The following is an 11707-nucleotide window of genomic DNA, read 5'->3' on the forward strand; positions in this document are numbered from 1 at the left end:
TTTAATGGTCCTTTTTTGTCATGGAGAGAGAGGATATTGATGAGGAGTTATTAGGGGGATTTTGATTTTTTATCAGCTTAAGGGTGTTTTTGTATAAGTGGCTAATGGTAAATAACGTCATTAAAGACAAGCCTATGAATAAGGATGATTCGTAGGTAAAGGTAGGAATATAGAGTGTTGGCGTTTCTTTCCAGATGCGAATTGAGTATGCAAAGTAACGCCAAGCCCACCATGTTAGCCATAGAGAAACCATGATGCTAAGAAAATCGGAAATGATGTGTAAAACTAACTTCGCTCTGTCTGTTTTTAGAAAAATCTCCAGCACATTTGCGCGTATTTGTGTGTCTTCACGTGAAGCATTTACACTGCCTAAAATATAGAGCCATATGGTTGGTATGAGAACTATTTCTTCTAACCCCATTACGGGAGTTTGAAGCACATAGCGGGTGACGACTTGTACAAATTGGCTTGCCGCAACAATACTAATGAGTATGGTTAAGACATATTTAAAGACTTGTTCCATTGTGACCTCTTGATTGTCATATTTTTTAATTAGATGGTTATCTGACCGTCATGTTTTTCTTATTAGTTTAGTGATTGATCAATAATGATGGCTTGAATTAATAGCATCAAATCGTTTATAAGTATGAGTTGATCATATTTTGTTATGAACTGGAGAGAGTTTTGGCTCGTCTTACTTATCGTCAAATAGAAGCATTTCGTGCTGTGATGCTAAACGGCACGACCAGTGGTGCTGCCGATATGATGTGTATTAGTCAGCCAGCAGTGAGCCGCTTATTGAGCGACTTTGAAGCAGAGTTGGGCGTTACCATGTTTGAAAGGCACAAAAAAAGGTTAATTGCGACGCCTGAAGCTCATGTATTTTATGCCGAAGTAGAACGCTCTTTTATCTCACTTGAGCGTTTAGCGAGAGCGGCCGACGATTTGAAAGAGTGCCACCTTGGCTTTCTCCGTATTGCTTCCATGCCTGCTGTATCCATTGAGTTTATTCCTACAGTCATCCATGCTTTTAATACTGCACATCAAGGTGTTTCTCTGTCATTTCAAGTTAGAAGTACTCAACAGGTTGTGGATCTTGTCGCCAGTCAACAATATGATGTGGGGATTGTGTCGGCTATTCCGGTTGCTGATAGAGCGGTTGGCTCCGAGATATTGGCGAAAGCTCGGATGATTTGTATTCTTCCTCCGAATCATCAATTGGCCAATAAAGCCGTAATTTCCCCAGAAGATTTAGCTGGGGAATCGTTTATTTCTCTTGGGATCGAGCAAAGTATTCGTTCTAAGATAGATAATGTTTTTGAAAGTGCTAATGTGTATGTCAAAAAAACGATGGATACTCAACTCGTGCACAGTGCCTGTGCCATGGTTTTACAAGGAGATGGAGTGTCAATTGTAGAGCCTATTGCAGCGTTGCATTATCAAAAGCTAGGCTTGTTATTAAAGCCTTTTGAACCGCTGATTGAATATCGTTACAATTTGATTTACCCCGCCCACAAAGCCAAATCGAGCTTGGTGCAATCTTTTGTTACGTTGCTTCGGAAGGAGCTCGGCATATTGCGAGAAAATAGTAATGGCATTCTGGAGTTTATCGATTAGGACAAAGCTGTTTAGTTCTAATTTAGATCTTTAACACTTAGAGACTTTTGCACGACTGCTGCGCTTGCCAATACTTTGTTAAAAACAGACTCAAAATGCTCATTTATAGGGATAAACTCCGCTTTCTCGTCTGTTTTTGCCGCGTCTTGGCGTCGCTCGCGACATCGTGCAAAGGTCTCTTAATAATATACGAACAAACTTTCTTGCATTCAATGTCTATACTGTATGAGACGTGTGGGTCTATTGTTCCGTCGTGGGTTGCGATGGCAGATGCTACAGTGTATTGGAGCTGTTTTAATGTGCTTTACTTCACACCCCCACGTTTTGTTTGGTAATGGCTATTAAAAGTTGAAAAGGCTCTTTTTTATCTATTTATAAGGCGCTCCTTAATTTTGTATTCGTCATTAAATGGACAGGGAGCTAGTCGTTATTTTTGTAACGTCAATTGGTGTTGCATTCCAAATTTCTGCCTGTATAGTCTGCTCAAATTATAAGTGAACGTCGTTTTTAACTGTTAGCTAAAAGGAATCTGCATGATCAAGCAAACCCTTTTTCCAATTTGGAGTCTACTTTTTGGTATTGCCATTATTACAATGGCGAGTGCCTTACAGAGCTCGCTAATTGGTATTCGTGCTGCGATTGAATCGTTCGATACGACGGCAACGGGTCTGATCATGTCGGCCTACTATTTAGGCTTTATTCTTGGGTCTCAGTTGGTGCCTACTTGGGTTAAGAGCGTCGGACATATTCGAGTATTTGCCGCCGTGGCTTCTTTAGCGTCTGTTACCATCTTAATGCAATCTGTAGTGGTAAATCCTTGGTTCTGGATGCTGATGCGTATGGGAACTGGTTTGTGTTACGCAGGTTTGTTTATCGTGACAGAAAGTTGGCTGAACGATATTGCTACCAACAATACCCGTGGGCGTTTGTTTTCAATTTACATCATCGAAATATGGGCCAGTCAAACGATGGGGCAGTTTTTGCTTAATGTCTCCTCGCCCAGTGGGTATGGATTATTTATTTTAACCTCTGTATTAATTTCCCTTGCGTTGGTGCCTTTATTGTTGGTGCGTACACCATCACCGACCATTCTTGTGCCTGAGAAACTTAATATTCTTGGTCTGATAAAAACAGCTCCCTTGGGGGTAACGGGTGTCACCATTGCCGGTGTTACTTCTGGCGCGATATTAGGGTTAGGGGCCCTATATGCCCAGCGAATGGGGATGAATGTTGGGAAAATTTCCCTCTTTATTGGGGCCAGTTATATCGGTGGTATGCTTTTACAGTGGCCAATTGGTAAATTGTCTGATCGTCAGGATCGGCGAGTGACCATTCTCTGGGTTGGTATAATGGGGGCTATCGGTGCCTTTATTGTGCCGCTTGGCGCATCGATGAAGAGTGAAATTGTTATGATGGTTGGCATGTTCTTTATTGGTGCCTTTACCTTCCCTATGTATTCGTTGGCCTCTTCTCATATTAATGACCAACTACGACCTGAGCAAATTCTCTCAGCGAGTAGTGGGATGATTTTACTCAATGGGATTGGTGGGATTTTCGGGCCTTTGTTCGCATCCGCCTTGATGGATCTGGTGCGTATTGACGCATTGTTTTGGTTCATTTCAGCGATGAATTTAACGGTTGCTCTAGTTGCTTTGTATCGCATAAATTACCAGCCACCAATGATCATCGAGGATCAAGGGGATCAGATTCAAGTGGCTTTGGCTGTCAGTCCGGTGGTGACAGCAGAAATGTTGGTCGAAGCCGATTCATCTATCTCGCCAGTGGAAGAGAGCCATGAGGTAGAGATCAAACTATAAGGTTTGTTACTCATTGGCTCTTTCAAAACGCCACACTCTTATCGTCAATCGCGCTTTTTTTTGATGCGACTAAAACGATGATTGTGTGGCGATTTTTATGGCGATGATACTGATGAGCAGGGCATTTGCGCGATTAAACCAGCGCCAGAAGCGAACAGAGCTTAGCCAGTTGGCGCATAGGTGGCCGAGAATGGATAGTGATAGAAACCATATAATGGAGGCGCTAATCCCCCCAATAACAAAGAATAGTGTGCTGTCTGGAAACTGATTGGCCAAGCTGCCCATTAAGACCATGGTATCTAAATAAAAATGCGGGTTTAACCAAGTGACGGCCAATGCCATTAAAAACAGGGGCCATATCGATAGCCTTGATGTAATGTGCTGTACAATAAGGTGTTCTTCCTGAAAAGAGCTTCGCCATTTTTGGTAAGCAAACCAAAGTAAAAAGGTCACTCCAAGCCAGCGAAAGAGTTCCAGAAGATTTGCTTGATGATGTATTAACACGCCAACTCCAAAAGCACCTAAGGAAATCGCTAGTGCATCACTTAGGATAAATAGTAGAGCGATGGGAAAAGCCATGTGTCGCTTTAGGGCTTGTTCCAATAGAAAGCTATTTTGTGCGCCCACGGCGACAATGAGACCGCCGCCCGTAATCAATCCACTTATGAATGCCATGATATTGTTTCTCTGTAGGTTTTTGCTTGCTGATACGTTTAGCTTGATCTTAAACGGATTTTTCGATAAAAATAAATTAATAAAATTTTAATTACATTAGAATATATTATGTTGGATTATCACTCTGTTGCTTGTTTTTGTTCGGTCGTGCGCTTTCAAAGTTTTGAAAAAGCAGCTCAGCACTTAAACTTAACGCAATCGGCTGTGTCCCAAAGGGTGAAGCGTTTAGAGGAACAGTGTGCAGGGCCGCTATTGATTCGGGCTAGGCCCATTGAACTCACGATGTTGGGAGAGCAACTGCTTGCCCATGCTAATAAAGTGGCGATGTTAGAAGACGGTTTGTTTGGCAACCTAACAGGTGAGAATGCTCGTCAGCCATTGTCTATTGCGGTAAATAACGATGTGCTGGCGACTTGGTTTAGCGATGTGGTGACGGATTTTTCGCGATTGGATGAGACGCGCTTACACATTAAGGCAGCGGATCAAGGTAAAACGCGAGAGTTACTGCAGCGTGGCGAGGTGGTAGCTTGTATTAGTCAAATTGGTACCCCTGTTTCTGGTGGAACCTCCATCTTGCTAGGTTATATGCACTATGAGTTGTTTTCCTCACCTGAGTTTATAGAAAATGTACTGAGATGTGATAGATGTAAGATTAGTGTTAGGTCGGTGGCTCGTGCGCCGTCATTGATTTATGATGAGAATGATGAGTTATGGGCGCGTTATGTGAAAGAGTGCTTAGGAATGCCGTTGGATTCTGATACGAGCCACTGGTATCCGTCTTCTCATGGCTTTGTCTCTATGGTACTTGGTGGTACAGTCTGTGCATTAATTCCAAGTATACAAGTGAGGCAAGCGGTGGAGGCTGGTCGGCTTGTGTCTCTATTTCCACAAAAAAAATTATCTGTGCCAGTTTATTGGCATTGGTTTAAGTTGAACTCACCTGTTTTGGAGCGACTCTCTTCTGTTGTTCAGAAGGTCTCAAAAAGGGTGTTAAGTTAAAAATAACCATGGTTGTGGTTGCTGATAAATTTGTTTATTTAAGGAAAGAGTATGATTCGCAAATGTTTGTTCCCTGTTGCTGGTTACGGTACACGTTTTTTGCCAGCGACTAAGTCGATGCCAAAAGAGATGCTTCCCATCGTCAACAAGCCACTGGTTCAGTATGGTGTGGAAGAAGCCGTACAGGCGGGTCTGGATAATGTCACATTTGTGACTGGCCGTGGTAAGCGTGCTATTGCTGATCATTTTGATATCAGCTATGAGCTTGAACATCAGATTTCTGGTACCAGCAAAGAACAGTATTTAGATGGTATTCGTTATTTGATTGATAATGTTAACTTCTCTTTTACTCGTCAAAACAACATGTTAGGTCTTGGTCATGCCATTCTGACAGGTGAACCATTGATTGGCGATGAAGCGTTTGGCGTCGTATTAGCCGATGACTTGTGCTTTGGTGAAGGGGAAGGTGATGGGGTCATGGCACAAATGGTGAAACTATATAACCAGTTCCGTTGTTCCATTGTTGCCATTGAAGAAGTGCCTGAAGACGAAGTGCACAAGTATGGGGTGATTAAAGGTGATTCTATGATGGAGGGGTTATATCGTGTGACGGACATGGTTGAGAAACCTAACAAAGAAGAAGCCCCGTCTAATTTAGCGATTATTGGTCGTTACATTTTGACGCCTGATATTTTCGATAAAATTCGTAATACGCCAGCTGGTCGAAATGGTGAAGTACAAATTACCGATGCTATTTTGCAGCAAGCAAAAGAAGGCTGTGTATTGGCTTACCAATTTAAGGGTCGTCGTTTTGATTGTGGTAGTGTGGATGGTTTTGTCGAAGCGACCAATTACTGCTACCAAAATGTTTACAAAGCATAATTGGTTGGCTAACTAGTTAAACGCAAAAAGCCCGTTTATGACGATGTTATAAACGGGCTTTTGCGTTGTATCGACTAACTGACATAGACGGATAGGAGACTCAGTCCAGTATATGTCAGTTAGCTTTTTAGATTTTAAAGTAGGTGTTTGTTTAAAGCAGGCAGCAACACTTTGAAAAGGCGTGCGTTTGCACACAAAACATCGCCGCTTTCAATGTTAGGTGAGCCATCAAAGGTGGCGTACAGGCAACCTGCTTCTTTGGCAATAAACAAAGCCGCTTGCATTTCCCATTCTTGAAGTTTTATTCCCCAAGCGGCATCCAAACGACCCGCCGCCGTGTTTACCAGCATCAACGCGGGTGCATCTTGCATCACAACGCGGGCGCCTTTTTGTGCAAGATCAGATAAAAGGGCCAGTTGACCAGCCAAATAAGGGGCCGTGCGATCGGTGGCAGGAAATTGTGCTGCTAGAGTCGTTTTATCCAGATCACGGGCTGTACTGGTGCGAATGCGAGAATTGTTAAGATAAGCTCCACGGCCTTTGCTAGCGTAGAATTCGTCTTTAGTATGAGGGTTAAGCACTAATGCATGCTCTACTTTACCAGCAACTAAGTAACTCATGGTAATAACATGGCCTGTTAGACCACGTGTGAACAGATGCTGTCCTTGGATCGCATCGATGATCCATTCGCCTTCTTCACCTGTTTGTACGCTACCTTGTAGACGAGTGGTAATGGTGTCGCCAGGGTAGGCTTTTTCAAGGTGGTAAACAATGCTGCGTTCAGCACCAGTGCATACGGTTTGGTAGACCTGTGCGGCATTTTGGCCCTGCTCTTTGTCGAAAAGGAGCTTTTCTTGAGAATGGATGATGTATTCAGCTGCTGCGCGAGCGGCTTTGATTGCGACATTAATTCTAGGTTGCATAAGTTACCGTCTTTCTAATGAGAATGCGTCCACTGCCTAAAAAGGGCAGTAGAAGTTGCCAATAAAGTGTTAAAGAGCGTAGGCCTACCCAGATTGAAAAAGAGAGCGAAACGAATGGTTTGCAGCTTTCTTAATAAGACGCTCTGGATCTGCTTGAATAAGAGGGCGGATTCTAGCGTAAAGGTTGTGCGTTGGCTAGTGAATAATTGGTGAAAAACTGAGCAGTTTAAGGTTTTTGCTGAAAAAACTGTTAACATTCGCGGCAACCTTCGTTTTTAGAAAAATGGATAGTGTCTAGCATGCAGAATAAAGTAAGAATTGTCCTTGTTAATACCTCCCACCCCGGCAATATTGGAGGGACCGCACGGGCAATGAAAAACATGGGACTAGCCGATTTGTATCTGGTTGCCCCAAAACATTTCCCAAGTGATGAAGCGATTAGCCGAGCCTCCGGTGCGAGCGATTTGCTCGACAATGCGGTTGTGGTAGACACCTTAGAAGAAGCGATTGCAGATTGCCAGTTGGTGATTGGTACCAGTGCTCGTGAACGTCATATTCCTTGGCCTTTAGTCGACCCTCGTCAGGCGGCTGATTTGGTCTTTGATGAAGGGTTGGAAACAGCCTTTGTCTTTGGTCGTGAGGATCGTGGTTTGACCAATGAAGAATTGCAGCGTTGTCACTATCATGTGCATATTCCTTCAGTCGATACTTTCAGCTCGCTAAATCTCGCGGCAGCGGTGCAGGTGATTGTTTACGAACTGAGGATGAAGTCTCTGTTAATGAAGGATGAGCCCGTTGTGGCCTCTAAGTGGGATTTACCCGCCGCGACAGCAGAGCAAATTGACTTTCTGCTTGATCACTTGGAAACCGTCTTGGTAAAAACGGAGTTTTTAGAGCCGAAAATGCCTGGAAAAGTGATGACACGCTTTCGTCGTTTGTTTCAACGAGCGCAGTTGGATCAACAAGAATTAGGCATGTTGCGGGGAATGCTAACGGCTATGGAAAAGCAGATGAAAGAGTAGGAAAAGGAAAAGCCAAAATTAAATAAAAAAGCCCAAACAATGTTTGGGCTTTTTTAGGTATAAACACCCGTTGATAAGTGGCGTTTGTTCGCTTTCTAAAGTGTTACAGTAGGTTGCTACTTACACTTTGCGTTCAGGACGACCTTCTTCTTGCCAGAAAGTGTGGTATTTCTGACCTGGTTCGCCATCGACACGCTCATAGGTGTGAGCTCCAAAGTAATCCCGTTGGGCTTGTAGTAGGTTCGCTGGTAACACCTCTGAACGGTAACCATCGAAGTAAGCCAGAGCAGAGAAGAAAGCGGGAGTAGGTACGCCTGATTGAGCCGCTAATACTACGGCTTTGCGGAGTCCTGCTTGTTTTTTGGCCATTGTATCGGCGAAGTAATCGCTTAATAACAGGTTTTCAAGTTCACGATTACCATCAAACGCATCGGCAATTCTTTGCAAGAAAGACGCGCGGATGATGCAGCCTCCACGCCAAATTTTCGCAATGTCGCTGAAATTTAGTGTCCAGTCATATTCTTTCTCCGCTGCACGCATTAATTGGAAGCCTTGTGCATAGGCGCAAATTTTAGCGCAATATAGAGCTTCCTCAATTGCTTTTTCAACTTCCTCCGCAGCAATCTCGCCACTTTCTACTTCTGCCGTCAGAATGCCGGCAGCATGTTCGCGTTCCGTTGTGAGCGTACTTAATGCGCGAGCATAGACGGACTCGCTAATAATACCGGCAGGGACACCCATCTGTGTTGCACTAATAGAAGTCCAACGCCCCGTCCCTTTTTGGCCAGCACTGTCCAGTATCATATCGACCAGTGGTGCACCCGTAGCTGCATCATATTGCTGCAGAATATCGGCGGTGATTTCAACTAAATAGCTGTCTAGATCACCCTGATTCCATTTTTCAAACAGTTTGCCTATTTCTTCAGGCTCGTAGCCTAGCAAAGAGCGAAGCAAGTGGTAGGCTTCACATATGAGCTGCATGTCAGCGTATTCGATGCCATTATGTACCATTTTGACATAATGGCCAGCGCCATTGGGCCCAAGATAAGCGGTGCAAGGCTCGCCTTCAGTGACGGGTTTGCCTGGTGTGTTGCTGATAATTGGTTTGCCATTCTTGTCTACTTTTGCAGCCACGGCTTCCCACATAGGTTGCAGGTGTTTCCATGAGTCCGCATCACCACCAGGCATCAAGGACGGGCCAAAACGAGCGCCGACTTCACCCCCGGAAACGGCGGTACCGAAGAATTTGAAATAGTCTTTATATTCTGCTTCGCGTCGAATGGTATCCGTCCATTGGCTGTTACCACAGTCAACAACGATATCATCCGATTCAATTCCCGCTTTAATTAGATCGTTACAGACGATATCAACCGGTTTGCCTGCAGGAACGAGCAAAACGACCACTCGAGGTTTGGCAAGGTTGCTTAACATGTCTTCCATATTAGGACAGCCGATGATTCGGGCTTCCTTTTGAGTATCTGGACGCTCACGTTCTTCTCTATCCAGAACGTCTTTAATTTTGTTGGCGTCAAGATCAAAACCTGCAACTCGATAGCCATGGTCGGCTAGATTAAGGGCGAGATTTTTACCCATGACTCCTAGTCCGACAAATCCAATATTGCAGTTCTGATTTGTGTTTAACATAAGCTTCGATCAACCTTTTAGAATAGGGGGGATTCGAGAACCAATCTTATCATGAAGCCCCGAAGTTAAGGGGCAGAATCATAAGAAAAAACTTAATAATTGTGAAATTTTAATGTTGTTGGCGATAAATGCTCCTTATTTCGCTAAAAAAAGACACGCTGTCATTGAAATGAAACGATCAAAAAAGCGAATCACACAAAGAGACTACTTACTATTTAGTCACATAATCACCAAAAAGAAAGAAAATAACAAAAAAATATCGTAATCATGCCGATTTGCTTTGTATTATTATCTGTGTTTTTAATGTAATGCTAATAAAATCAAACAGTTGTATTGATTTATAAAATTACAAAACAGTAATAAAATAACATGTTGTTATAACAATACTTTTTCTTAGATTGTTTTGTTACTATCGATCTTACCAGTTTTAATTTCCTATAATAAATGGGAATGCCCCAGTACAGGTAAACTTTTTTTAGTTCAGAGGATTTAATACAAATGAGCGCCGCATCAGAGGTTACAACCATTCATTTAAATTTAACGACACCGCAGTTAGTTGAAAAGGCCCTGCAAAATGGCGAAGGCGTGCTTGCTGACAATGGTGCACTTGTCGTAGAAACGGGTGCACGTACGGGCCGCTCTCCTATGGATCGCTTTATTGTGGAAGAAGCATCTAGCAAAGACAGCATTCATTGGGGGCCTGTCAACCGACCTTTCCCAGAGGCGAAGTTCGCCCCCTTGTGGGATCGTGTGGAAGCGTATTTAAATGCGAAAGAGTCGTTTGTTTCTAAGATTCATGTTGGCGCGGGCGATGAGTATTATTTGCCAGTGATTATGCGGACAGAGACAGCTTGGCATCATCTATTTGGTCGTAATCTATTTATTCGCCCAGAAGTGTATAACCCTAGTGTAAAGGGCGAGTGGCAGGTTCTTAATGCGCCAAACTTTGTGTGTGAACCAGAACGCGATGGCACCAATTCAGATGGTTGTGTGATTTTGAACTTTGCTGAGCGTAAAGTGCTGATTGCAGGTATGCGCTATGCGGGTGAAATGAAAAAAGCCATGTTCTCTGTGCAGAACTATTTGTTACCTGCTTACGATGTGTTGCCTATGCACTGCGCAGCGAACGTGGGTACAGAAGGCGATGTAACTTTATTCTTCGGTTTGTCTGGCACTGGTAAAACAACCTTGTCAGCGGATCCTGAGCGCTTTTTGATTGGTGATGACGAGCACGGCTGGGGCAAAGATACTGTCTTCAATATTGAAGGTGGGTGTTACGCGAAAACCATCGATCTTTCTCAAAAGAATGAACCTATTATTTGGGATGCGATTAAGTTCGGTACAATCGTTGAGAACGTGGTATTGAACCCAGAGACACGTGTGGCGGATTATGCTGATACGTCTTTAACGCAAAATGGTCGCGCGGGTTACCCACGTGAACATATAGAGAAACGTGCTGCTGGTAACCGTGCAGGCGAGCCAAATGCTATTATCTTCTTGACCTGTGATCTTACTGGGGTTCTTCCACCGGTTTCTATCTTGTCAAAAGAAGCGGCGGCTTATCACTTCTTAAGTGGTTATACCGCTTTGGTTGGTTCTACGGAAATGGGGGCTGGCACTGGCATAAAATCTACCTTCTCGACTTGTTTCGGCGCGCCTTTCTTCCCTCGTTCTGCGGATGTTTATGCGGACTTGTTGATTAAGCGCATCGAAGAATTTGGTAGTAAAGTGTATTTAGTGAATACAGGTTGGACAGGGGGCGCCCATGGTCAGGGTGGTAAGCGTTTTAGCATTCCTACGACTCGTGCGGTGATTTCAGCTATCCAGTCAGGTGCACTAGTGGACGTGGAAACGGAGCATTTAGAGGACGTGAATTTGGATGTTCCGACTCAGGTGCCTGGTGTTGATAGTGTGCTGTTAAACCCTCGTAAGACATGGTCTGATGAGGCCGCTTATCATGTTCAGGCAAAGGCGTTGATCAGCCAATTCGTTGAGAATTTTAAAAAGTTTGACAGTGTTTCAGAGAAAATCGTTAAGGCTGGTCCTGCTTTGTAATAGCCTGTCTATTGTGTTGTTTATTAAGTTGAATTTTTCTTTTGCTTAATAATCTTAAAAGCCGTGTTTTTAG

At 43.7% G+C, this 11707-nt stretch carries 10 protein-coding genes; 6 read left to right on the forward strand and 4 right to left on the reverse strand.

The annotated features are described in order from the left end of the window. Position 1: 1 nt before the first annotated feature. Entirely contained in the window at positions 2-523 is a 522-nt protein-coding gene (locus JHD45_RS00705) for a TRAP transporter small permease (protein WP_199474019.1), read from the reverse strand. A gap of 161 nt (positions 524-684) precedes the next feature. Between JHD45_RS00705 and JHD45_RS00710 the strand changes: the two genes are divergently transcribed. Next, on the forward strand, positions 685-1617 hold the full coding sequence (locus JHD45_RS00710) for a LysR substrate-binding domain-containing protein (protein ID WP_199474021.1): 933 nt from the start codon (positions 685-687) through the stop codon (positions 1615-1617). 533 nt (positions 1618-2150) lie between these two features. Continuing rightward, positions 2151-3434 (forward strand): MFS transporter, encoded by a 1284-nt coding sequence (locus tag JHD45_RS00715; protein ID WP_199474022.1) that lies wholly within the window; start codon positions 2151-2153, stop codon positions 3432-3434. Positions 3435-3503: 69 nt separating this feature from the next. Here JHD45_RS00715 and JHD45_RS00720 read toward each other — a convergent pair whose 3' ends face one another. Further along, complete coding sequence (locus JHD45_RS00720; protein ID WP_233407474.1) at positions 3504-4109, reverse strand: LysE/ArgO family amino acid transporter; 606 nt, start codon at positions 4107-4109, stop codon at positions 3504-3506. Between the two features lie 108 nt (positions 4110-4217). Between JHD45_RS00720 and JHD45_RS00725 the strand changes: the two genes are divergently transcribed. After that, complete coding sequence (locus JHD45_RS00725; protein WP_199474024.1) at positions 4218-5108, forward strand: ArgP/LysG family DNA-binding transcriptional regulator; 891 nt, start codon at positions 4218-4220, stop codon at positions 5106-5108. Between the two features lie 51 nt (positions 5109-5159). Beyond that, a complete protein-coding gene (gene galU, locus JHD45_RS00730; protein WP_199474026.1) occupies positions 5160-5990 on the forward strand; it encodes a UTP--glucose-1-phosphate uridylyltransferase GalU in 831 nt (276 codons plus the stop codon). Positions 5991-6124: 134 nt separating this feature from the next. Here galU and JHD45_RS00735 read toward each other — a convergent pair whose 3' ends face one another. Beyond that, complete coding sequence (locus tag JHD45_RS00735) at positions 6125-6913, reverse strand: inositol monophosphatase family protein (RefSeq protein WP_199474028.1); 789 nt, start codon at positions 6911-6913, stop codon at positions 6125-6127. A 299-nt stretch (positions 6914-7212) separates the two neighbouring features. Between JHD45_RS00735 and JHD45_RS00740 the strand changes: the two genes are divergently transcribed. After that, complete coding sequence (locus JHD45_RS00740; RefSeq protein ID WP_199474031.1) at positions 7213-7935, forward strand: RNA methyltransferase; 723 nt, start codon at positions 7213-7215, stop codon at positions 7933-7935. 120 nt (positions 7936-8055) lie between these two features. Here JHD45_RS00740 and gndA read toward each other — a convergent pair whose 3' ends face one another. Further along, the gene (gene gndA / locus JHD45_RS00745) at positions 8056-9579 is read right to left on the reverse strand and encodes an NADP-dependent phosphogluconate dehydrogenase (RefSeq protein ID WP_199474033.1); all 1524 of its coding nucleotides are present in this window, start codon (positions 9577-9579) and stop codon (positions 8056-8058) included. Positions 9580-10077: 498 nt separating this feature from the next. On the opposite strand from gndA, the gene JHD45_RS00750 reads away from it, so the two are divergent. Beyond that, positions 10078-11634, forward strand: a complete 1557-nt coding sequence (locus JHD45_RS00750) for a phosphoenolpyruvate carboxykinase (RefSeq protein ID WP_199474036.1) — start codon at positions 10078-10080, stop codon at positions 11632-11634. Positions 11635-11707: the final 73 nt, after the last annotated feature.

Source organism: Marinomonas spartinae (assembly GCF_016461715.1).
In the GTDB taxonomy this organism is placed as follows: Bacteria; Pseudomonadota; Gammaproteobacteria; order Pseudomonadales; family Marinomonadaceae; genus Marinomonas; species Marinomonas spartinae_A.

Excerpts from the sequence above, each read along its gene's own strand:
- JHD45_RS00720 (WP_233407474.1), bottom strand. The coding sequence starts at position 4,109 with ATGGCATTCATAAGTGGATTGATTACGGGCGGCGGTCTCATTGTCGCC.
- JHD45_RS00735 (WP_199474028.1), bottom strand. The coding sequence starts at position 6,913 with ATGCAACCTAGAATTAATGTCGCAATCAAAGCCGCTCGCGCAGCAGCT.
- gndA (WP_199474033.1), bottom strand. The coding sequence starts at position 9,579 with ATGTTAAACACAAATCAGAACTGCAATATTGGATTTGTCGGACTAGGA.
- galU (WP_199474026.1), top strand. The coding sequence starts at position 5,160 with ATGATTCGCAAATGTTTGTTCCCTGTTGCTGGTTACGGTACACGTTTT.
- JHD45_RS00750 (WP_199474036.1), top strand. The coding sequence starts at position 10,078 with ATGAGCGCCGCATCAGAGGTTACAACCATTCATTTAAATTTAACGACA.
- JHD45_RS00740 (WP_199474031.1), top strand. The coding sequence starts at position 7,213 with ATGCAGAATAAAGTAAGAATTGTCCTTGTTAATACCTCCCACCCCGGC.
- JHD45_RS00705 (WP_199474019.1), bottom strand. The coding sequence starts at position 523 with ATGGAACAAGTCTTTAAATATGTCTTAACCATACTCATTAGTATTGTT.
- JHD45_RS00725 (WP_199474024.1), top strand. The coding sequence starts at position 4,218 with ATGTTGGATTATCACTCTGTTGCTTGTTTTTGTTCGGTCGTGCGCTTT.
- JHD45_RS00715 (WP_199474022.1), top strand. The coding sequence starts at position 2,151 with ATGATCAAGCAAACCCTTTTTCCAATTTGGAGTCTACTTTTTGGTATT.